We start from the raw sequence: 20,456 nt of genomic DNA on the forward strand, positions 1-20,456 counted from the left end.
CAACCATCATCTCAACCGCTGGCGATCATTTGATCGTAGCCCTTACAACACCTTCAGAATTGCCTAACTCATTGAATTTCAAGGAGTTTGTCGTTCCGTTGTCGCTGGAAGTGGGGCGCATTATAAGGGGATTCGAGAGGGCGTCAACCTTTAATTTCAAGAAAGTGAAATATAAGGGGGAAAGACCGTATCAGGGCTGCCAAGTGTTCGCCACAACAGTTTCAGCGCCTGTGAGATCGAGCGCCGCCCGCGCGGCGCTTCGCGGGTAAACCCGCTCCTACGTTTGTTTCGGGCCAATTATGCCTGTGGGATTCGCGCGCGAACGCCTTGGTGCCTGTCTCGATATCGCGTCGTACCAACAAGGCGGTCGCGCGCGCCAGGCACAGGAGGGACTGGCCCGAAACAAACGTAGGAGCGGGTTTACCCGCGAAGCGCCGCGCGGGCGGCGCTCGGTCTCATAGGCGGTGAATGTCTCAAGCCGGACGCGGGCGGCGCTCGGTCTCACAGGCGATGGATGTCTCGAGCCGGACGCGCGCGGCGCTCGATCTCACAGACGCCAGAGAAACAAAGGCGGGCCCCCTCCACAGCCATCGCTACCTCAAGACAGGCCCTTGGCAGCCCCACCCCACTCTCAAACCGCCCTACCCTGCTTCCTGGCAACCTTGGGAAGCGCCCGCGCAACAGCAGGTATCCGCAATACCATCAACACAGCCCCAATAAACGCATAGATCGCCCATTCACGAAGGTCCGAGCGCACGATCCAAAGGAAATGCAACAAGCCCAACCCAAGCACCGCATACACCAACCTGTGCAGCTTCTTCCACCGCGCCCCAAGCCGCCGTTGGCTATACCGGTTCGAAGTGACCGCCAACACCAGCAAACCCAGGAACCCCAGCGCCCCCACGATAATGTAGGGCCGCTTGCGCAGCTCCACCGCCAACTGCCCCCAATCCAGCCCAAGAATAAAGAACAGGTAACAGAGGATGTGCAGCACTATATAAGCGAACACCCACAACCCCAGCTGCCGGCGAACCACGATCCAGCCAGACCAGCCCGTCAGCTTCTGCAGTGGCGTCATGCTCAAGGTCACCAACAGGAAGGTAAGCGCCCCAAGCCCAAGGCGATCCATCATGATCTTCCCGGGATCAGGCCCCAGCAGGTTCATCGCCGCTTCATATAGCCACCACACCGGGAACAGGCAGCCTACGACAAAGATGGCCAAGCGAAACCAGGGGTAACGCATCAGTAGTTCTTCCGCAGATCGAGCCCGGTATACAGCGACGCCACTTCATCAGCATAGCCATTGAACATCTGCGTCTCCCGCACATTGGGGCTGAACAACCCGCTGGGCAAGCGACGTTCGCGCGCCTGGCTCCAGCGCGGGTGGTCGACTGTCGGGTTCACATTGGCGTAGAAACCATATTCATCCGGCGCCAGCCCTTCCCAGGTAGTGCCGGGCTGCTCCGCTACCAGGCTGATGCGCACAATCGACTTGATGCTCTTGAAGCCATACTTCCAAGGCACCACCAAACGCAACGGCGCACCGTTCTGGTTGGGCAGTTCCCGGCCGTACATACCCACTGCGAGAATTGCCAGCGGGTGCATCGCCTCATCCAGGCGCAACCCTTCTCTATAAGGCCAGTCGATCAAGGCGAAGCCAGAACGCTGCCCCGGCATATGCTGCGGATCCTTCAGCGTTTCGAAACGCACATAACGCGCACTGGAAGTCGGCTCGACCTGCTTGAGCACCTGAGCCAAAGGGAACCCCAGCCACGGAATGACCATCGACCACGCCTCTACGCAGCGCAGCCGATAGATCCGCTCCTCAAGCTGATAGGGTTTGACGAAGTCCTCCAGTGCATAGCGTCCGGGCTTGCCCACCTCACCATCCACCACAATGGACCACGGTTCGGTCTTCAGGCTGTCGCCATTGGCCGCCGGGTCGCCCTTGTCGGGCCCGAACTCGTAGAAGTTGTTGTAGTGAGTGGCATCCTTGAACGGCGTGATCGCCTCGTCCTTCACCGTCACCGCCTGCCAGCGCGTGGCCGCGAGCTTGTCAGTGAACCAGGCCGGCGCGGCCCCAGCCTGCACATCGGCATAACGCGACATTTGCGCTGCACCCACCCCGCCCGGCAATGCGCCTAGCGCCAAGCCAGCCAATGAGCCACCCAGGAGGGTACGACGGGAAAGGTAAATGCCTTCGGGGGTGATCTCCGACGCCTTGCACTCGGAAGACCTGGGAAGCTTGATAAGCATGAACGGCTCCATAGCACTGAGTAACGGATGTACCAGTAAGACTATGGAGCCGTGAGGTTATTCCAGCGTTAAGTGATTTTCACGCTTTGCGACGGCGCGCCTTCAGCAGGAACTGGATCGGCCCCGATGCTGCATAGGCGAGGAAGATCAACAGAAGGATACGCGGTGGGTCGCTGAACACGACGGCAAATACCAGCACCACCGCCAGGATCGCCACGAACGGCACGCGCCCCTTGAGGTCCAGCTCCTTGAAACTGTTGTACTTGATGTTGCTGACCATCAGCATGCCAGCAGCAGCCACCAGCAGCGCGACCAGGAACGACAGCTTGGAGCCCTGGATGCCATAGTCACTGAACGCCCATACGGTGCCCGCCACCACACCTGCGGCAGCCGGGCTGGCCAGGCCGATGAAGTAGCGCTTGTCGGCGGTACCGACCTGGGTATTGAAGCGCGCCAGGCGCAACGCGGCACCGGCCACATAGATGAAGGCAACCATCCAGCCGACCTTGCCCATGTCACCCAGCGCCCAGCCGAAGGCCAGCAAAGCCGGGGCCACGCCGAAGGCGACCATATCCGACAGCGAGTCATACTCGGCACCGAAGGCACTCTGGGTATTGGTCATGCGCGCAACGCGGCCGTCCAGGCCGTCGAGCACCATGGCCACGAAGATGGCGATAGCGGCAAAAGCGAAGTACTTGCTCGCCTCGCGCGGGTCGCCGGCACTCAGGGCGCTCTGTGCGCTCATCGAGCTGATGATGGAATAGAAACCGGCAAACAGGTTGGCGGTGGTAAACAGGTTGGGCAACAGGTAGATGCCGCGGTGGCGCACCTTGCGGCCTTCGGCGTCATGCCCTTCTTCAACGTGCTCATCGACAGGTAGCAGGCTTTCGGCGTCGGAGGGCTTGTTCGGCTCTTCGGGACGTTCGCTCATGGAGGGTACCTTGCAACAGGATGGAAAATGTTCGACACGGGCCCGCGAAACAGGTTCTGACAGCGAGCCACTGGTCTGCTTTATACCAGAAGCTGGATGCCAGAACGAAAAAACGCGGCCGAAGCCGCGTTTTTCATCTATCGATAAGACTTAGTTCTTGGTCTTGTCGACGATTTTGTTAGCCGAGATCCACGGCATCATCGAGCGCAGCTGCTCGCCGATGATTTCGATGCCGTGAGCGGCGTTGTTGCGACGCTTGGCGGTCATCGATGGGTAGTTGGTAGCACCTTCGGAGATGAACATCTTCGCGTACTCGCCGTCCTGGATGCGCTTCAGGGCATTGCGCATGGCCTTGCGGGATTCTTCGTTGATGACTTCCGGGCCAGTGACGTACTCACCGTATTCGGCGTTGTTGGAGATCGAGTAGTTCATGTTGGCGATGCCGCCTTCGTACATGAGGTCGACGATCAGCTTCAGCTCGTGCAGGCACTCGAAGTAGGCCATTTCCGGCGCGTAGCCAGCTTCGACCAGGGTTTCGAAACCGGCTTTGACCAGCTCGACGGTACCGCCACACAGAACAGCCTGCTCACCGAACAGGTCAGTTTCGGTTTCGTCCTTGAAGGTGGTTTCGATGATACCGGTACGGCCACCACCTACGCCCGAAGCATAGGACAGTGCGACGTTCTTGGCGTTGCCGGAAGCGTCCTGGTAGATAGCGATCAGGTCAGGGATGCCGCCGCCTTTGACGAACTCGGAGCGAACGGTGTGGCCCGGGGCTTTCGGCGCGATCATGATCACGTCGAGGTCGGCACGCGGAACAACCTGGTTGTAGTGGATCGAGAAGCCGTGAGAGAAGGCCAGGGTAGCGCCCTTCTTGATGTTCGGCTCGATTTCGTTCTTGTACAGAGCGCCCTGGAACTCGTCCGGGGTCAGGATCATGACCAGGTCAGCCGCAGCGACAGCGGTAGCAACGTCGGCAACTTTCAGGCCGTGGGCTTCAGCCTTGGCAACGGTAGCCGAACCTTTACGCAGACCGACGGTAACGTCTACACCGGAGTCTTTCAGGTTGCACGCCTGAGCGTGGCCCTGGGAGCCGTAACCGATGATGGCGACTTTCTTACCCTGGATGATGGAAAGGTCGCAGTCTTTATCGTAGAAAACTTTCATGAAAATACCCCTGGTTATATCTCGGCCCCTGCGGAGCCATCGCTAATTTTTTGGATTTAGATGCTGAGCACTTTGTCGCCACGGGCAATGCCGGTAACGCCGCTGCGCACGGTTTCCAGAATCGATGCAGTGCCGATCGCCTGGATGAAGCTGTCCAGTTTGTCGCTGGTACCGCTCAGCTGCACGGTGTACACGCTGGCGGTCACGTCGACGATCTGGCCACGGAAGATATCCGTGGTGCGCTTGATCTCGGCACGCTGGGCACCGGTGGCCTTGACCTTGACCAACATCAGTTCACGCTCGATGTGAGCGCTTTCCGACAGGTCGACAAGCTTGACCACTTCGACCAGCTTGTTCAGGTTCTTGGTGATCTGTTCGATCACTTCGTCATGGCCAACGGTGGTCAGCGTCAGACGCGACAGGGTCGGGTCTTCGGTTGGCGCTACAGTCAGGCTTTCAATGTTGTAGTTGCGCTGGGAGAACAGGCCGACCACGCGGGACAACGCACCTGGTTCGTTTTCCAGCAGCAGGGAAATGATGTGCCGCATATCAGGTACGCTCCGTCTTGCTCAGCCACATGTCACGCATCGAGCCATCCTTGATCTGCATCGGATAGACGTGCTCACTGCGGTCAACCGCGATGTCGATGAACACCAGACGGTCCTTCATCGCAAACGCTTCTTCCAGCTTCGGCTTGAGGTCCTTCAGGCTGGTAATGCGGATACCCACATGGCCATAGGCCTCGGCCAGCTTGATGAAGTCAGGCAGCGACTCGACGTACGAGTGCGAGTGACGACCGTTGTAGGCCATGTCCTGCCACTGGCGGACCATGCCCAACACACCGTTGTTCAGGTTGACGATCTTCACCGGCAGGCCGTATTGCATGCAGGTGGACAGCTCCTGGATGTTCATCTGGATGCTGCCTTCGCCGGTCACACAGGCCACGTCCTGATCGGGGAAGTTGAGCTTGACGCCCATCGCCGCCGGGAAGCCGAAGCCCATGGTGCCCAGGCCACCGGAGTTGATCCAGCGGTTTGGCTTGTTGAAGCGGTAGTACTGCGCGGCAAACATCTGGTGCTGGCCCACATCGGAAGTGACGAAGGCGTCGCCATTGGTCACTTCACACAGTGTCTCGATCACTTTTTGCGGTTTGATGACGTTGCCATCGCCCTTGTCGTAAGGGAACAACTCGCCATTGCCACGCCATTCGTCAATCTGCTTCCACCAGGCATCCAGCGCCGCCTTGTCAGGCTGCTCGCCGATTTCCTTGAGGATGCCGAGCATTTCGTTGAGCACGCTGTCGACCGGGCCGACGATTGGCACGTCGGCCTTGATCATCTTCGAGATCGACGCCGGGTCGATGTCGATGTGAATGATCTTGGCGTTCGGGCAGAACTTGGCCGGGCCGTTTACAACGCGGTCGTCGAAACGCGCACCGACGGCAAAGATGACATCGGCATGATGCATGGCCATGTTGGCGGTGTAGCTGCCATGCATGCCGAGCATGCCGAGGAACTGGCGGTCGGTACCCGGGAAGCCACCCAACCCCATCAGGGTATTGGTGACCGGCAGGTTCAGCGACTTGGCGATTTCAGTCAGGGCTTCGGAGCCACCGCCGAGGATCACACCGCCACCGGAGTAGACGACCGGCCGCTTGGCCGCCAGAAGCATCTCGGCAGCCTTGCGGATCTGGCCGGAGTGACCGCGGACCGCCGGGCTGTAGGAGCGCAGCTTGACCTTTTTCGGGTAGACGTATTCGAACTTCTCAGCCGGGTTGGTCATGTCTTTTGGAATGTCGACCACGACTGGACCTGGACGACCGGATTGCGCCAGGTAGAAAGCTTTTTTCAGAACTTCAGGGATCTCGGTCGGATTCTTGATCATGAAGCTGTGCTTCACGATCGGCCGCGAGATACCGATCATGTCGGTTTCCTGGAAGGCATCGGTGCCCACCATGGTGCTAGGCACCTGGCCGGACAGGATGACCATCGGAATCGAGTCCATGTAGGCGGTGGCAATGCCGGTAATGGCATTGGTCGCGCCAGGACCGGAGGTTACCAGCACCACACCGGCCTTGCCGGTGGCGCGAGCGTAGCCGTCCGCCATATGGGTGGCCGCCTGCTCGTGACGAACCAGGATGTGTTCCACTTCCGGTTCTTTGAACAGTGCGTCGTAAACATGCAGGAGAGCACCACCAGGGTACCCGTAGATGTGCTTAACGCCTTCGTCACGCAAGAAGCGGACGACCATCTCAGCGCCAGATAAAAGCTCCACGTTGTTCACCTCTAAAACGCCAGAATACCGCCCTCACTGGACGGGTCTTAATAGGTTTACTGCCAAGCAGAGCATGAGCGAACGTCAGCACTGACTGAGCAAGTATTGGGAGATCCCCAGAGTGTTGCGGGGGTTTCCCACCCAGCGCGAGGTAACGCGTTGCGGGGTGTAACAGGTCGGCGCGGGTGTGCACCTCATGATCTGCTTAGCGGGTCTGCTTCTGGCAGTCCCTCTACAGCGGAAGTTGGATTCTTGTGATTCGGCGCCAACAAGTCAAGAAAAATTATTGCCAATTTTTCCTCAAGATGAATTCCTGCCACCACTAAAAATCGCTTCAGCAGCAGAATTAAGAAGATTTCCAAAAAAAAGGGCCACAATCTGCGGCCCTTGACGGAAAAACTGAAGAAATCAGGCGGAAGGAGCGATCAATTGATCAAAAGCTGCCAACAGGCGGCGTAGCTCACGACTTTGCTCCGGCCGGTCGGTAAACACGGTTTCGGCCATGACAAGGATGCTCGATGCATTGGGCAGCGGGTGGCCCAGCTCGATGATGATCTTCATGCGGGGCAGGAAGATCCATTGCAGCCACTGCTCAAAACTGAGGGTATCCACGGCGAACGGCACCGTACTGGCCAGTGCCTCGTCGCTTGGAGGCTCGTCATCCCACCAGCCTTGCACCTGCAGCTCGCGCTCGATCAAGAGCAGGTGGTCGGCAATATCCAGCACGCGTTGCTCGATCATCACGAATTGACCCGCGCCTTTTGCCGGGCCAGCGCAGCCCCAGCGCTGTCACCCTGCTTTTCACGGGCCTGGGCGATCGTGTTCCAAAGCTCTGCCTGCAGGCTTGGGCGGCCGTTGGCGTAAGTCAGGGCGCGGCGCGCCAATTGCTCGGCCTGCGCTGCATCACCTTGCGAAAGGCGCACCTGGGCCAGGCGATACAGCACCTGAGGCTCACGCGGAGCAATGCGCTGGGCACGCTCCAGGCTCGAAGCGGCACCGTTGAAGTCGCCGCTGCCCTGCTGCGTCTGCGCAGTGGTCAACAGTGCCAGCACAGGACCGTCCAGCTGCTCGTCGGCCGACAGGCCACCGGCGGCGGCGCTGCGCGGAATACCGGTTGGCGCACTGGCGCTTTGCGGGGTGCTGTTCATCGCAGCAATGTCGAAGGGTTCATCGGCAATCGGGTTGGGATTGGTGGTCATCGGCGCCGAACTGACAGGCCCTGTACTGATCGGCCCTGGCGTGATCGGCGAGGTACTGATCGGCGCGGCGCCATTGGACGCCGGGAACGTCTGGATGCCCGAAGCGCCTGCGCCCTGCGGGATCATCACGGTGACACCGGAATCCTCCGGCAGCGTCTGCGCCTGGGCGGTGCCGGCGTTATAGCCACCCGCCGAGCGGTTGGCCGTCACGCGTTCGCTGTTGGACACGCGGGTGCTCGAATCGACCACCGGAATATTGCCACGCGGGACGCTGGAGCACCCCTGGAGCACAGCCAACGCCGTCACGGCAGGAAACAGCCACTTGTTCACATCACACCTCATCAATGCAGCCTGTGCTTAATTCATCCAGCCTTTGACCCAGTCCATTACCGATTCTACTGGGTCCTGCTCGCCGCCACAGGCTGCGCCGGCCGGCGGCTCACTCCCGCGAATATACGGCATCTGCACCGCTCCCGGACAGCTGGCATCAGACCCATGGCCACTGTAGGGGTCGATCCAGGCCTGCACCACGTTGTCCGGTTGCGGCATGTCCAGCGGCAGCGGGTCGGCCTTCTTCATGAAGCTGGTCCACACCTGCAAGGCGCCGGTGGCGCCGGTAAACGGTGTCTTGCCGTTATCGTCACGCCCCATCCACACCACGGCCAGCAGATCCTGACTGAAGCCGGAGAACCAGCTGTCACGCGAGTCGTTACTGGTACCGGTCTTGCCCGCCAGGGTCAGCGAGCGTGGCAAGGTGTTGTACACCGAGCGCCCTGTACCTTCGCGCATTACGCGTTGCATGGCGTTCTGCACCAGGTAAATGGCACCTGGGTCGAAGGTTTGCTGGATCTGGAACGGGTAGCGCTTGAGCGGCTCGCCCTCGGCGGTGAGCACACTGCGGATGCCGCGCATCGGCGTGTTGAAGCCGCCGTTGGCGATGGTCTGATACATGGTTGCCACCTGCATCGGCGACATGCCACCTGCCCCCAGCAACATGGCCGGGAATGCAGGCCAGTCGACATTCACGCCCAAGCGACCAATGGTCTTGATCACGTTCGGCACACCCACTTCCAGGCCGAGCTTGGCGGTCGACAGGTTGTAGGAGTTGGCCAGCCCCTGGTACAGGTAGATAGTGCCATGCGGGCGGCGGTCATAGTTTTGCGGGCGCCAGACTTGGCCGTCAGCCCCCTTGACCGAAAATGGCTCGTCCTGCACCCAACTGGTCAGGGTGTACTTGCTCGGCTGCTCCAGCGCAGTCAGGTATACCGACGGCTTGACCAACGAGCCGATCGGCCGCACAGCATCGATGGCCCGGTTGAAGCCGGCGAAGCCTGCCTGGCGGCTACCGATCAGCGCCTGTACTTCACCGGTCTCAGGGTTGGTCACGACCATCGCCGCTTCCACATCGTCTGCCCCCTTGCGGCCCGCCAGGCGCTTGAAGGTCTCGCTCATCGAGGTTTCGGCCTTCATCTGCAGGATCGGGTCGAAGCTGGTAAAGATGCGCAGGCCTTCTTCGGTCAAGTCTTCGTCGCGGTAATCCTGGCGCAACTGTCGCTTGACCAGGTCGAGGAAGGCCGGGAACGAGCTGTCGGCCAGGCTGCCACGCTTGGTCACGCCCAACGGCATTTTCTTCGCCGCATCGACTTCTGCCTGGCTGGCCACGCCCTGTTCGGCCACTAGGTCGAGCACCAGGTTGCGGCGAGCCAGGGCCCGCTCGGGATGACGCCGCGGGTTGTAGTAGGACGGGCCTTTGACCATGCCCACCAGCAGGGCGATCTGATGCAGTTTCAGCTCGGACAGCGGCTGGCTGAAGAAGAACTGGCTAGCCAGACCAAAGCCGTGCACCGCGCGCTGACCGTCCTGGCCGACGAACACCTCGTTGAGGTAGGCCTCAAGGATTTCGCGTTTGTCGTAGTGCAGTTCGAGCAGGACCGCCATCATCGCCTCGGTCAGCTTGCGGCTGAGGCTGCGCTCGCTGCTGAGGTAGAAGTTCTTCACCAACTGCTGGGTCAGGGTACTGCCACCCTGGCGCATCGAGCCGGACGACGTGTTGACCCACATGGCCCGGACGATGGACTTTGGCGACACGCCGAAGTGGCTGTAGAACTCGCGGTCCTCCGTTGCCACCAGGGTTTCGAGCAGATATTTGGGTACCTGATCAATCTTGATCAGGATGCGGTCTTCGAGATTTTTCGGATAGATGCCGCCGATCATCAGCGGCTCCAGCCGCACCACGTCAAGCGCCTTGCCGTTGGCACCGGAAAGGCCCGCAACGTAATCGCCAGAGAAGCGCACGCGGACGAACTGCGCCGGTTCCATGCCCTCGTAGAACTGGAAGCCACGGGTATTGAGGTCGACGGTATTGCCGTTGACGGACGCAGCGCCCGGGCCGTTGGCCGCGCTTTCGCGACGGTAGCCGAGCGCATCGAGCTCGGTGAGGAAGTCGTTCTTGCTCAACTTCTGGCCGGTGAACAGCTCCAGCGGTCGGGCATACACTTTGGCCGGGATGGTCCAGCGCTTGCCGGAGAACTTTTCCTGGACGACGGCATCGAGGTAAACCGCGAAGCCGGCAACGATCACCAGGCCAACCAGGCTGAGCTTCAAAGCCCAGCCCAGCCAGGCGCGGGAGCGGCCGGTCGGGCGTTTCTGAGGGGTGCGGGGATTTCGGGTTCGGGTCATGGCGGCGGATTATACGCACTTTATAAAGGCTGGGCAGACGGCCCGGCGGTAGGCAGGGACGGCACCATTGACCATAATGGCGCATTCGAATTCCCTTGCCCCGGAAGGATTTGCCGTGAGCCAAGCTCTTATTACTGCGTTGCAGAACCCTGCCCTGTACCCTCACCCCGTGGAGGGGTTTCAGCTCATCGAGACGCATATCTCCTGGGTCCTGCTCACTGGCGAATACGCCTACAAGATCAAGAAACCGATGAATTTCGGCTTCCTGGACTTCACCGGACTGGACCAGCGCCAGCATTTCTGTAACGAAGAATTGCGCCTGAACCAACGCCTGACCGAAGGCCTGTACCTGGAAGTGTTGCCGATCACCGGTAGCGTCGACGCACCGCAGATCGGTGGCGAAGGTGAAGCCATCGAGTATGTGCTGAAGATGCGCCAGTTCCCCCAGGGCCAGATGCTCAACACCCTGCAGGCCAATGGCGAACTGAACGCCACGCACATCGACCAGATGGCCCGGCAGATTGCCGAGTTTCACCTGCAGGCCCCACGTGTGCCGATGGAACACCCGCTGGGCACGCCAGACAGCGTGATGGCCCCGGTGGAGCAGAACTTCGAGCAGATTCGCCCATTCCTCAGCGACAAAGCCGATCTGCAGCAACTCGACGCCCTGCAGGCCTGGGCCCGCAGCAGCTTCGAGCGCCTGCATGGCCTGCTGGAAAAGCGCAAGGCCAAGGGCTTCATCCGTGAGTGCCACGGTGACATCCACCTGGGCAATGCCACCTTGATCGATGGCAAGGTGGTGATCTTCGATTGCATCGAGTTCAACGAGCCTTTCCGACTGACCGACGTCTACGCCGACACCGCCTTCCTGGCCATGGACCTGGAAGACCGCGGCCTGAAGTGCCTGGCCCGACGCTTCATCAGCCAGTACCTGGAACTGACAGGGGACTACGAAGGCCTGGAACTGCTCAACTTCTACAAAGCCTACCGCGCGCTGGTGCGGGCCAAGGTCGCACTGTTCAGCATGCCGGCCGACGCTGATGGCGTTCAGCGTGCCACCACCCTGCGCACCTACCGCAACTACGCCAACCTGGCCGAAAGCTACAGCGCCATCCCGTCGCGCCTGCTGGCCATCACCCATGGCGTTTCGGCGGTGGGCAAAAGTCACGTGGCCATGCGCCTGGTCGAGGCCCTGGGTGCAGTGCGCGTGCGTTCGGACGTAGAGCGTAAGCGCCTGTTCGGCGAACAACCGCAGGCCGACGCCGGCCAGCTGAGTACCGGCATATACGACCAGGACGCCAGCGCAGCGACCTATCAGCGCCTGCACGAGGTAGCAGCGACCGTGCTGCGCGCCGGCTTCCCGGTGGTGCTGGACGCCACCTACCTCAAGCGTGAACAACGCCAGGCTGCGGCAGACGTTGCCAGCCAGACCGGCGTGCCGTTCCTCATCCTCGACTGCCACGCGCCAGAGGCGGTCATCGCCAGTTGGCTGGAGCAGCGCCAGGCCGAAAACAGCGACCCGTCGGATGCCACGCTGGAGGTGATCAAGGCCCAACAGGCCAGCCGTGAGGCGCTGGATGCGCAGGAGCTGGTGCACAGCACCCGCGTCGATACCCAGGCTGCCGGCAGCATGGATCAGGTGATCGAGCAGATTCGCCAGCGGTTGCCTGGCCTGTAAGTTCGTCACCTTCCTGTGCCTGCCCGCCAAGGGGCAGGCACAGGCCGCTCACCCCCCGATGGCAAAAAGCCGCATATTTCCCAACGCCCGCTACACTCCTCTCAGACCTGCTCGCGATTTATCCCCCCATTCCCGTTCAGCCATCGCAAGGAGGCTCGATGAACGATGAATTGCAGCATCTGAAGAACCTTGGCAAGACTTCTGCGCAGTGGCTGCATGCGGCCGGCATCCACAGTGCATCGGATTTGCGCCGCCTGGGCGCTGTGGGTGCGTACCAGGCCGTGAAGACACGAGGGTTCCGTGCATCGAAGGTGCTGTTGTATGCCATTGAAGGCGCCCTGCTGGACATGCACTGGAACGATTTGCCGCTCGAACGCAAGGAAGCACTCAACCAACAATTGGACGCGAAAAACCCTACGCAAAAAAAACCCAAATAATCGGGGTAAAGGGATTGACGGCTAAATGAGAATTGTTATGATTATCGCAACTGGTCGCGAGACTGGTTGGATAAGCTAAGAGCCCCTGGTTCGGACTCTCAGATTATCTCCTCATCAGGCTAATCACGGTTATTGACCCGGCAATTTGCCGGGTCTTTTTTTGCCTGTGCCTTTTCAGGATCAGCGCCGCAGCTGCGCACAATAATCCTGCTCCGGCATCGCTGCCGTGTACCACACATAATCAGCCTCGCCAGGCTCGATTCGCTCGCCCACCTCAGCCAGCAGCAATACCTTGCTCTCCCCCGATGCCCCCAGGTCAGCCAGATGCAAGGGTATGCCCAGGTCCTTGCGCACATGGTAAGCCCCGGCAAACAGCAGTGCCGGTTGCGGTGCCGCCTGCAAGCGCTCGGCCATGCGCCGGTCGCGCTGCTGCTGAACGGCCAGCATCGCCGGTAACTGGCTTTCCGGCAGCATCCCGCAATGCCCGGCGCGCACCTGCTCCAGCAAGGCAGCCTTTACCGCAGGTGCATTGGACTTTTCGCCCTGCACCGGAGCCGGCTGTCGATAGGCCTGACGCATCTCGGCAGGCGAAAGGTTGGCTGCCAGCAACGTCACCCGATGCTGCAAGGCTTCGGTGACAATCGGCCCGTACAACTGCCAATCCCAGCCCTCCTGCCAGGCCAGCGCCTTGGGCAAGTCTTCCGGCAAAGGCTGCCCCGCCAGCTTGTCTACCCGTGATTGCTGTTCGGGCTGCAGCATCTCCAGCAGCAGGCTGCCCTGCGTACGCTGGCCTTGCAGAGCGCGCAACAGCCACAGTTGCAGCGCGTGATGGTCAGGGTTGTCGTGCTTCTCGCCGACAAGTACTCGGGGTGCGTCCGCCAGGCGCTCCACCAGCGTTTCAGGGCTTATGACCTGCTCACTGGCCAGGTCGACAATCGTTCCCAGCTCGGCGTGCGTGCGACCTTCACTGCTCTGCCAGGCGGGCAACGGCGGCAGGCTGGCCTGACAGCCGCCTATCGCCAGTACCAGGCACAGCGAGAAACCGGACAGCAGCGGGTGTCGCATCGGCAGTTACTCCATGTCATCCACAATTTGAATGGCCTGCCCCGGGGGCGGACCTGTCGCGAGACAAGGTCGCTTCCACAAAGGCCGTGCACGGTTCGAGAATCAACGGGTGATGATCAGCGGATGCCCACGCTCGGGGTGCGCCTGCACCAGTACGTCGATACCGTACACCGCCTTCAGGCCCGCTGGGGTCAGTGCCGCTTCGGGCGTGGCAAACGCATGGCAGCGCCCCTGCTCCAGCAACAGGATACGGTCACAGTAACGCGCCGCCAGGTTCAGGTCATGCAGGATCACCAACACTGCAGCACCGCAGTCGGCGAAACGGCGTACGGCTTCCAGGGTGGTGTGCTGATGCAGCGGGTCGAGCATCGAGGTCGGTTCGTCGAGCAGCAACGTGCTGCCCTCCTCGCCCGGCCATAGCTGCGCCAGCACGCGGGCCAGGTGCACCCGTTGCCGCTCGCCACCGGAAAGCGCCAGGTAACTGCGCGCCACCAGGTGCCAGGCATCTGCCGCCCGCAACGCCGCTTCGACAATTTCCGCATCGCGCCGCTGACCGGTGCCATGAGGCATGCGCCCCATGCCCACCACTTCCTCCACCCGAAACGAGAAACCCAAACTGGACACCTGTGGCAACACTGCCAGGCGCCTTGCCCGTTCCTGCCCGGCCCAATCGGCCAGGGGGCGGCCCTGCAGCGTTACCCGCCCGCGGTCGGGCGCCAGTTCACCGCACAGCACACTCAGCAGGCTGCTCTTGCCGGCACCGTTTGGGCCAAGCACACCCACGACCTGCCCCGGAGGCAACTGCAGGTGAATGTCGTGCAGCACCTCATTGCTGCCCCTGCACAGATACAGGCCCTCAACTTGCAACATCAGCCGCGCCCTCGCATCAGCAGGAACAGGAAGAACGGCGCACCGATGAAGGCCGTGACGATACCAATCGGCAGCTCGGCAGGCGCCAGCAGCAGCCGCGCCGCCAGGTCGGCGAACAACATCAGCACACCGCCGGCCAGCAGCGAGGCTGGCAGCACCACACGGTGATCGGGCCCGGCCAGCAGGCGAACCAGGTGCGGCACTACCAGGCCAATGAAGCCGATCAACCCGGCTGCTGCCACTGCCGCCCCCACCCCCAGCGCCGTGCAGAACACCAATTCACGCTTGAGCCGCTCCACGTCAACGCCCAGGTGGCGCGCCTCCGACTCCCCCAGCAACAGGGCATTCAGTGCCTTGGCCCGGCGCGGCAACCACACCGCTACCCCTGTCGCCACCAGCAACAATGGCCACAGCCGCTCATAGCTGGCGCCATTGAGGCTGCCAAGGTTCCAGAACGTCAGCGTGCGCAAGGTGGCATCATCGGCCAGGTAAGAGAACAGCCCCACGGCCGCGCCACCTAGCGCGGTCATGGCCACGCCAGCCAATAGCATCGTGGCGACGTTGGTCTGGCCATCGCGGCGCCCCAGGCGGTAGACCAGCGCAGTTACCCCAAGCCCGCCGACAAAAGCGCAGAACGACAGCAGATAAGGCGCGAAAGCATCCGGCATGCCGCCAAACCAGGCGCCGCCGACAATGGCAACCGCTGCCCCCACTGCGGCGCCAGCGGCAACCCCTACCAGCCCGGGGTCGGCCAGCGGGTTGCGGAACAGCCCCTGCATGGCCACCCCGGACAGAGCCAGCACCGCGCCCACCGCCAACCCCAACAGGGTGCGCGGCAGGCGGATCTGACCAAGGATCATCTCGGCCTGCTGCAGGCCATCCTCGGAAACGGGCAGCCCCAACAGGCGCAGGCCAGCGCGCAGCGTATCGAACATCGGCAGGCTGACTGGCCCCAGCGCCAGTGACAGCCAGATTGCCAACAGGCACAGCAGGCTCAGGCCAATGAACAACGTACGTGACTGGACCCGTTGTTTCATTGTGCGAAGCTGGCCTGAGCAGCCGGGTAGAAGGTGGCTGCCAGCGACTGCAAGGTCGCCGGTAGCCGAGGCCCGAGCCCGCCGACCAGCAGCGTTGGGTCCAGTGAGACCAGGCGTTTCTCACGCACGGCCCGCGAGGCAGCCAGCGCAGGGTTTTCTTTCAACAGCGCCTGCAAGGCCTGCTCATCGGCCAGCGCCCGGTCGGAAAACACGATCACATCCGGGTCAAGCGCCGCCAACGCTTCGTTGGAGAAGTTCTTGTAACCTTGGTGCGCGGCCAGGTTACGCCCACCCGCCTGGCCCAGCAGCCAGTCACCGGCAGTGCCTTGCCCGGCGATCAGCGGCTTGGCCCCGGCATGGCCGACCAGCAGCAACACCCCAGGAGCCTGCTGCCCGGCCTGGGCCCGCTTGACGTTGGCATGCAACGCATCGAGCCTCTGGCGGTAGTCCGCTGCAAGCGCGGACGCTTGCTGCTCTGCACCGAGCAACTGCCCCAGGTGCCTGAGGTTTTCATCCACTGCCGACAGCTCGGCCTTGCTGGAGAACAACTCGACCCGCACGCCGGCCTTGCGGATTTGCGCCAGTACCGGTGGCGGCCCCATTTCCTCGGTGCCCACCAGCACATCCGGGCGCAGGCTGAGGATGCCTTCGGCCGACAGTTGCCGCTGATACCCCACACTGGGCAAGGCTTTCAACGAGGCCGGGTGCTGACTGGTAGTGTCCACACCGACCAGGCGCGCTTCACCTCCCAATGCGGTTATCCACTCGCTCAAGGCGCCACCCGCGCTGACCCAGCGTTGCGGCAGCTCGGCTGCCAAGGCTTGGGTAGAGAGCACAAGGCTTGCACACAGAGCGAGAAAAGCAGCTGGACGGCGCATCATCGGGTTCCTTCTGAAGACGGGCTACACGCCTTGTGGCGAGCGGCGGAACTGCGCACCATAGGCAGCCGGGCGCAGCGAATGCGATCAATTTGATAATTATTCGCATTGGAGCGTCAAGCCATCACGTGTTTCACGGGTCATCCTTGCCATGCACTTCCTTTGTACATCCCTCGGCCTCGCCGAGGGCCAAAGCCGCGCCTTCAGCGTAGACGGCCTCGAACTGTTCGGCGTGCGTCGCCAAGGCCAGGTGTACCTGTACCGCAACCGCTGCCCGCACCGGGACATCCCGCTGAACTGGGCAGAGGACGCGTTTCTGGATGACAGCGCCAGCCTCATCCACTGCGCCCATCACGGAGCCCTGTTCCTGATAGAAAGCGGCGAATGCGTGGCAGGCCCCTGTGAGGGTGAGCAGCTGCAGCCCCTGGGCTGCCACGAAGACAGCCAGGGCATCTGGTTCAAGGGGTAAGCAGCACCGGCAAGCGGCGATCGATGACGATACCCTCGGCGTCCAGCCGAGTGCCATAGGCCAGCACCTCCACCCCGTCCGCTACGGCAGCGCGCAGCGCCTGGGCGTAGGCCGTATCGATTTCTTCAGCCGGGCGCACAGCGTCGATACCGGTCAGGTTCACGCAATACAGCTGCACGGCCCGCACGCCCTGCCGGGCCAGCTTTGCCAGCTCGCGCAGGTGTTTCGCACCGCGTTGAGTCACCGCATCAGGGAAGGCCGCAACTGCAGTGTCGGGGTAGCCCAGCGTCACACTCTTGACCTCGACATAGGCCGGGGCACCCTCGAATTCCAGGCGAAAGTCGATACGGCTGCCTTCCTCGCCATAGGCCACTTCGCGCTTGAGTGCAGTGAAACCGGCCAGTTCAGTGATTGTACCGGCGCGCAGGGCCTCTTCGACCAACGCATTGGCCCGCCCGGTATTCACGCAGGCCAACCGCCCCTGGGGGGTTTCGCTGATTTCCCAGGTCCCTGGCAGCTTGCGCTTGGGGTCGTTGGAGCGGCTGAACCACACCTGCCCACCTTCACGCATGCAGTTGAGCATGGAGCCGGTATTCGGGCAGTGGATAGTCATCTGCTCGCCGCTGGCCAGTTCGATATCGGCCAGAAAGCGCTTGTAGCGACGCAACAGGCGCCCCTGCTCGAGTGAAGGAGAGAAACGCATCAGCCTTGCCAGCTCTGCAGGCCACGGGCAATACGCTGCACCGCTTCTTCCAGGCGCGGCAGGCTCTGGGTGTAAGCGAAGCGCACATGGTGCCCGGCCAGGTGGCGACCGAAGTCCAGGCCCGGCGTGAACGCCACGTGCTGGGTTTCCAGGAAGTGCCGGCAGAATGCGAACGCGTCCCCGCCAAAAGCGCTGATATCGGCATACAGGTAGAACGCACCTTGCGGCTCGACGGCAATGCGGAAGCCCAGTTCACGCAGGGCGGGCAGCAGGTAGTCGCGACGGCGGGCGAATTCGGCGCGGCGCTCCTCGAAAATGGCCAGCGCCTCGGGCTGGAAACAGGCCAGCGCGGCATGCTGGGCCATGCTCGGCGCACTGATGTACAGGTTCTGCGCCAGTTTCTCCAGGTCGGCGACCGCACCGGGCGGGGCCACCAGCCAGCCAAGGCGCCAACCGGTCATGCCGAAATACTTGGAAAAACTATTCAGGACGAATGCCGAGTCGTCGACTTCCAGCACGCTCGGCGCGTCCATGCCATAGGTGAGGCCGTGGTAGATCTCGTCCACCACCAGATGGCCATGCCGCTCGTGGGTGGTTCTGGCCAGGCAGGCCAACGCCTCGCGCCCCAGCACGGTACCGGTCGGGTTGGCCGGCGAAGCGACCAGGGCTCCGACGGTGTCCTTGTCCCAGTAGCGCTCAACCAGGTCGGCAGTCAGCTGATAGTTCACTTCCGGGCCCACCGGTACCAATTGGGCCCCGCCCTCGACCAGGCGCAGGAAGTGGCGATTGCACGGGTAACCCGGATCGGCCAGCAGCCAGTGCTTGCCCGGGTCCACCAGCAGGCTGCTGGCCAGCAGCAGCGCGCCGGAGCCACCGGGGGTAATAAGGATGCGTTCCGGGTCGATGTTCAGGCCATAGCGCTGCCCATAAAAACCGGCAATTGCCTCACGCAGGGCCGGCAGACCGCGTGCGGCGGTGTAGCGAGTGTGCCCGGCGGCCAGCGCGGCCTGGCCAGCCGCGACGATGGGTGCGGCCGTGGTGAAGTCCGGCTCGCCGATTTCCAGGTGGATCACGTCGTGCCCGGCCGCCTGCAGCTCGTTGGCCCGGGCCAGCAGCGCCATGACGTGGAAAGGTTCGATGGCGCGGCTGCGCGCACTGTAGGGTTGGGCCATGACCTTCTCTCAAATGGGTCTAAACTGGAGATTCTACCTCTGCACACCACCGAACGTACCGCTCAGGCCGGTGTCAACTAGCAGGATCGGGCGGGGTAGCGCACCCCCGATCTATCTGGTAAGTTCGGCGGCTCGCAGTCGCAGGGCCGGCGGTCGCCGGAGATGGAGCATCCTGCGCATTGGATCAGATGAGTGAGAGGCGGTCTATTCATGTCCACCCTAGAAAAGCAAAAAGCCAACCAGAATCTTTATGGGGTTGCACCCTATCAGGAGACCAAGGGTGAGGAGTACATGGGTGAGCCCATGCGCAAGCACTTCACCAAGATCCTCACTGGCTGGAAGCAAGAGCTGATGGTCGGCGTCGACAAGACCGTTGACCATATGAAAGAAGAAGCAGCCAACTTTGCAGATCCCGCAGACCGCGCATCCCAGGAAGAGGAATTCGCCCTCGAACTGCGCAACCGCGACCGCGAGCGCAAGTTGATCAAGAAAATCGATAAAACCCTGCAGAAGATTCAGGACGAAGAGTACGGCTGGTGCGAGTCGTGCGGCATCGAGATCGGCCTGCGCCGCCTGGAAGCCCGCCCTACCGCCGACCTGTGCTTCGACTGCAAGGAAATTGCCGAGAAAAAGGAAAAAACGGTCGGCAAAGGCTGATCTTTCTTCCACCTGAACGGGGCGCATCATGCGCCCCGTTTCATTTATATGCCCAGCCTGACCATGACCGACTCCAGCTACATCGGGCGCTTCGCCCCCACCCCCAGCGGCTTCCTGCACTTCGGCTCGCTGGTCGCCGCCCTCGCCTCCTGGCTCGATGCCCGCGCCGTCAACGGCCGCTGGCTGCTGCGCATGGAAGACACCGATCCGCCCCGGGAGATGCCCGGCGCCCGCGATGCCATCCTTCAGACGCTGGAACGTTACGGCCTGCACTGGGATGGCGAGGTGGTATTCCAGAGCCAGCGCCACGATGCCTATGCTGCCGTGGTAGACCGCCTGTTCAACATGGGCCTGGCGTACGCATGCACCTGCTCGCGCAAGCAGCTGGAAAGCTACAACGGCATCTACCCAGGCTTTTGCCGCAACGCCGGGCATGCCCGTGAAGGGGCAGCCATCCGCTTGCGGGTGCCGGAGCTGATCTACCGCTTTACCGACCGAGTGCAGGGTGAGTACCAGCAACACCTGGGGCGTGAGGTGGGCGACTTCGTCATCCAGCGTCGTGACGGGCTGTACGCCTATCAGCTGGCCGTGGTGCTGGACGATGCCTGGCAGGGTGTTACCGACATCGTGCGTGGTGCCGACCTGCTCGACAACACCCCGCGCCAGCTGTACCTGCAGGAACTGCTGGGCTTCTCACAGCCGCGTTACCTGCATATTCCGCTGATCGTGCAGCCGGATGGGCACAAGCTGGGCAAGTCTTACCGTTCGCCGCCACTGCAGGCGGAGCATGCTACCCCCCTGCTGCTGCGGGCATTGCGGGCGCTGGGGCAGGAGACAGACCCGGAACTGCTGTTGGCGACGCCAGCAGAGGTGCTGGCAGTCGCGCGCACGCAGTGGCGGCCGGAAGCGATCGCGCAGCGGACCACCGTGCCGGAGGCTGATTTGCGCTGAACCTTTACCGGCCTCTTCGCGGGCGCGCCCGCT

At 62.1% G+C, this 20,456-nt stretch carries 20 protein-coding genes; 5 read left to right on the top strand and 15 right to left on the bottom strand.

Annotated elements, in window-relative coordinates; translation table 11 throughout:
* Window positions 1-631 precede the first annotated feature (631 nt).
* The 9 genes from msrQ to mrcB all read right to left on the bottom strand — a co-directional run bounded on the left by msrQ (window position 632) and on the right by mrcB (window position 10,506).
* Window positions 632-1,243: a protein-methionine-sulfoxide reductase heme-binding subunit MsrQ gene (msrQ, locus tag ACI7M0_RS22610; protein WP_129932218.1), complete on the bottom strand. Its 612-nt coding sequence runs from the start codon at window positions 1,241-1,243 to the stop codon at window positions 632-634.
* Window positions 1,243-2,256 carry a protein-methionine-sulfoxide reductase catalytic subunit MsrP gene (msrP, locus tag ACI7M0_RS22615; RefSeq protein WP_003250049.1) on the bottom strand — a complete coding sequence of 338 codons (1,014 nt, stop codon included), beginning with the start codon at window positions 2,254-2,256 and terminating at the stop codon, window positions 1,243-1,245. Before msrP ends, msrQ begins: the two co-directional genes overlap by 1 nt.
* 79 nt (window positions 2,257-2,335) lie before the next feature.
* Window positions 2,336-3,187 (bottom strand): CDP-diacylglycerol--serine O-phosphatidyltransferase, encoded by an 852-nt coding sequence (gene pssA / locus ACI7M0_RS22620; RefSeq protein WP_003250045.1) that lies wholly within the window; start codon window positions 3,185-3,187, stop codon window positions 2,336-2,338.
* Window positions 3,188-3,337: 150 nt separating this feature from the next.
* Complete coding sequence (gene ilvC, locus ACI7M0_RS22625) at window positions 3,338-4,354, bottom strand: ketol-acid reductoisomerase (RefSeq protein WP_003250043.1); 1,017 nt, start codon at window positions 4,352-4,354, stop codon at window positions 3,338-3,340.
* A 56-nt stretch (window positions 4,355-4,410) separates the two neighbouring features.
* Window positions 4,411-4,902: an acetolactate synthase small subunit gene (gene ilvN / locus ACI7M0_RS22630; RefSeq protein ID WP_003250040.1), complete on the bottom strand. Its 492-nt coding sequence runs from the start codon at window positions 4,900-4,902 to the stop codon at window positions 4,411-4,413.
* 1 nt (window position 4,903) lies between these two features.
* Window positions 4,904-6,628 carry an acetolactate synthase 3 large subunit gene (locus ACI7M0_RS22635; protein WP_064491454.1) on the bottom strand — a complete coding sequence of 575 codons (1,725 nt, stop codon included), beginning with the start codon at window positions 6,626-6,628 and terminating at the stop codon, window positions 4,904-4,906.
* A gap of 408 nt (window positions 6,629-7,036) precedes the next feature.
* The gene (locus ACI7M0_RS22640) at window positions 7,037-7,369 is read right to left on the bottom strand and encodes a YqcC family protein (RefSeq protein ID WP_003250034.1); all 333 of its coding nucleotides are present in this window, start codon (window positions 7,367-7,369) and stop codon (window positions 7,037-7,039) included.
* Window positions 7,369-8,169 carry a M48 family metallopeptidase gene (locus ACI7M0_RS22645; protein ID WP_010955334.1) on the bottom strand — a complete coding sequence of 267 codons (801 nt, stop codon included), beginning with the start codon at window positions 8,167-8,169 and terminating at the stop codon, window positions 7,369-7,371. Before ACI7M0_RS22645 ends, ACI7M0_RS22640 begins: the two co-directional genes overlap by 1 nt.
* A 15-nt stretch (window positions 8,170-8,184) precedes the next feature.
* Window positions 8,185-10,506 carry a penicillin-binding protein 1B gene (gene mrcB, locus ACI7M0_RS22650; protein ID WP_010955335.1) on the bottom strand — a complete coding sequence of 774 codons (2,322 nt, stop codon included), beginning with the start codon at window positions 10,504-10,506 and terminating at the stop codon, window positions 8,185-8,187.
* Window positions 10,507-10,621: 115 nt separating this feature from the next.
* Here mrcB and ACI7M0_RS22655 point away from each other — a divergent pair, with 115 nt between their 5' ends.
* Both ACI7M0_RS22655 and ACI7M0_RS22660 read left to right on the top strand, forming a co-directional pair.
* Window positions 10,622-12,184: a bifunctional aminoglycoside phosphotransferase/ATP-binding protein gene (locus tag ACI7M0_RS22655; RefSeq protein ID WP_064491450.1), complete on the top strand. Its 1,563-nt coding sequence runs from the start codon at window positions 10,622-10,624 to the stop codon at window positions 12,182-12,184.
* 158 nt (window positions 12,185-12,342) lie between these two features.
* A complete protein-coding gene (locus ACI7M0_RS22660; protein WP_010955337.1) occupies window positions 12,343-12,621 on the top strand; it encodes a TfoX/Sxy family protein in 279 nt (92 codons plus the stop codon).
* Window positions 12,622-12,801: 180 nt separating this feature from the next.
* Here ACI7M0_RS22660 and ACI7M0_RS22665 read toward each other — a convergent pair whose 3' ends face one another.
* From ACI7M0_RS22665 to ACI7M0_RS22680, 4 genes are all read right to left on the bottom strand, one after another.
* On the bottom strand, window positions 12,802-13,686 hold the full coding sequence (locus tag ACI7M0_RS22665; RefSeq protein WP_129932217.1) for a ChaN family lipoprotein: 885 nt from the start codon (window positions 13,684-13,686) through the stop codon (window positions 12,802-12,804).
* A gap of 102 nt (window positions 13,687-13,788) precedes the next feature.
* Window positions 13,789-14,556, bottom strand: a complete 768-nt coding sequence (locus ACI7M0_RS22670) for a heme ABC transporter ATP-binding protein (RefSeq protein WP_129932216.1) — start codon at window positions 14,554-14,556, stop codon at window positions 13,789-13,791.
* Window positions 14,556-15,539, bottom strand: coding sequence for an iron ABC transporter permease (locus ACI7M0_RS22675; RefSeq protein ID WP_162490572.1), 984 nt, complete (start codon window positions 15,537-15,539; stop codon window positions 14,556-14,558). The genes ACI7M0_RS22670 and ACI7M0_RS22675 overlap by 1 nt, the downstream gene beginning before the upstream one ends.
* Window positions 15,540-15,589: 50 nt before the next feature.
* Window positions 15,590-16,474, bottom strand: coding sequence for a hemin ABC transporter substrate-binding protein (locus tag ACI7M0_RS22680; RefSeq protein WP_129932214.1), 885 nt, complete (start codon window positions 16,472-16,474; stop codon window positions 15,590-15,592).
* Between the two features lie 148 nt (window positions 16,475-16,622).
* Here ACI7M0_RS22680 and ACI7M0_RS22685 point away from each other — a divergent pair, with 148 nt between their 5' ends.
* Complete coding sequence (locus tag ACI7M0_RS22685; RefSeq protein ID WP_014592391.1) at window positions 16,623-16,940, top strand: Rieske (2Fe-2S) protein; 318 nt, start codon at window positions 16,623-16,625, stop codon at window positions 16,938-16,940.
* On the opposite strand, the gene sfsA is transcribed toward ACI7M0_RS22685, so the two are convergent.
* Complete coding sequence (gene sfsA, locus ACI7M0_RS22690) at window positions 16,930-17,643, bottom strand: DNA/RNA nuclease SfsA (RefSeq protein ID WP_004575787.1); 714 nt, start codon at window positions 17,641-17,643, stop codon at window positions 16,930-16,932. The two genes, ACI7M0_RS22685 and sfsA, sit on opposite strands and share 11 nt — an antisense overlap.
* On the bottom strand, window positions 17,643-18,815 hold the full coding sequence (locus ACI7M0_RS22695; RefSeq protein ID WP_129932213.1) for a pyridoxal phosphate-dependent aminotransferase: 1,173 nt from the start codon (window positions 18,813-18,815) through the stop codon (window positions 17,643-17,645). The genes sfsA and ACI7M0_RS22695 overlap by 1 nt, the downstream gene beginning before the upstream one ends.
* A gap of 210 nt (window positions 18,816-19,025) precedes the next feature.
* Between ACI7M0_RS22695 and dksA the strand changes: the two genes are divergently transcribed.
* Both dksA and gluQRS read left to right on the top strand, forming a co-directional pair.
* A complete protein-coding gene (gene dksA / locus ACI7M0_RS22700) occupies window positions 19,026-19,472 on the top strand; it encodes an RNA polymerase-binding protein DksA (RefSeq protein ID WP_003250009.1) in 447 nt (148 codons plus the stop codon).
* 63 nt (window positions 19,473-19,535) lie between these two features.
* Window positions 19,536-20,423: a tRNA glutamyl-Q(34) synthetase GluQRS gene (gluQRS, locus tag ACI7M0_RS22705; protein ID WP_033730627.1), complete on the top strand. Its 888-nt coding sequence runs from the start codon at window positions 19,536-19,538 to the stop codon at window positions 20,421-20,423.
* Window positions 20,424-20,456 lie beyond the last annotated feature (33 nt).

Origin of the sequence: Pseudomonas sp. 10(2024) (assembly GCF_045164175.1) — a bacterium.
GTDB classification, from domain to species: domain Bacteria; phylum Pseudomonadota; class Gammaproteobacteria; order Pseudomonadales; family Pseudomonadaceae; genus Aquipseudomonas; species Aquipseudomonas alloputida.

Excerpts from the sequence above, each read along its gene's own strand:
- dksA (WP_003250009.1), top strand. The coding sequence starts at position 19,026 with ATGTCCACCCTAGAAAAGCAAAAAGCCAACCAGAATCTTTATGGGGTT.
- ACI7M0_RS22665 (WP_129932217.1), bottom strand. The coding sequence starts at position 13,686 with ATGCGACACCCGCTGCTGTCCGGTTTCTCGCTGTGCCTGGTACTGGCG.
- ACI7M0_RS22640 (WP_003250034.1), bottom strand. The coding sequence starts at position 7,369 with ATGATCGAGCAACGCGTGCTGGATATTGCCGACCACCTGCTCTTGATC.
- sfsA (WP_004575787.1), bottom strand. The coding sequence starts at position 17,643 with ATGCGTTTCTCTCCTTCACTCGAGCAGGGGCGCCTGTTGCGTCGCTAC.
- msrQ (WP_129932218.1), bottom strand. The coding sequence starts at position 1,243 with ATGCGTTACCCCTGGTTTCGCTTGGCCATCTTTGTCGTAGGCTGCCTG.
- ACI7M0_RS22685 (WP_014592391.1), top strand. The coding sequence starts at position 16,623 with ATGCACTTCCTTTGTACATCCCTCGGCCTCGCCGAGGGCCAAAGCCGC.
- ACI7M0_RS22660 (WP_010955337.1), top strand. The coding sequence starts at position 12,343 with ATGAACGATGAATTGCAGCATCTGAAGAACCTTGGCAAGACTTCTGCG.
- ACI7M0_RS22680 (WP_129932214.1), bottom strand. The coding sequence starts at position 16,474 with ATGATGCGCCGTCCAGCTGCTTTTCTCGCTCTGTGTGCAAGCCTTGTG.
- ACI7M0_RS22670 (WP_129932216.1), bottom strand. The coding sequence starts at position 14,556 with ATGTTGCAAGTTGAGGGCCTGTATCTGTGCAGGGGCAGCAATGAGGTG.
- gluQRS (WP_033730627.1), top strand. The coding sequence starts at position 19,536 with ATGACCGACTCCAGCTACATCGGGCGCTTCGCCCCCACCCCCAGCGGC.
- ACI7M0_RS22645 (WP_010955334.1), bottom strand. The coding sequence starts at position 8,169 with ATGAGGTGTGATGTGAACAAGTGGCTGTTTCCTGCCGTGACGGCGTTG.
- mrcB (WP_010955335.1), bottom strand. The coding sequence starts at position 10,506 with ATGACCCGAACCCGAAATCCCCGCACCCCTCAGAAACGCCCGACCGGC.
- ilvC (WP_003250043.1), bottom strand. The coding sequence starts at position 4,354 with ATGAAAGTTTTCTACGATAAAGACTGCGACCTTTCCATCATCCAGGGT.
- pssA (WP_003250045.1), bottom strand. The coding sequence starts at position 3,187 with ATGAGCGAACGTCCCGAAGAGCCGAACAAGCCCTCCGACGCCGAAAGC.
- msrP (WP_003250049.1), bottom strand. The coding sequence starts at position 2,256 with ATGCTTATCAAGCTTCCCAGGTCTTCCGAGTGCAAGGCGTCGGAGATC.
- ilvN (WP_003250040.1), bottom strand. The coding sequence starts at position 4,902 with ATGCGGCACATCATTTCCCTGCTGCTGGAAAACGAACCAGGTGCGTTG.
- ACI7M0_RS22695 (WP_129932213.1), bottom strand. The coding sequence starts at position 18,815 with ATGGCCCAACCCTACAGTGCGCGCAGCCGCGCCATCGAACCTTTCCAC.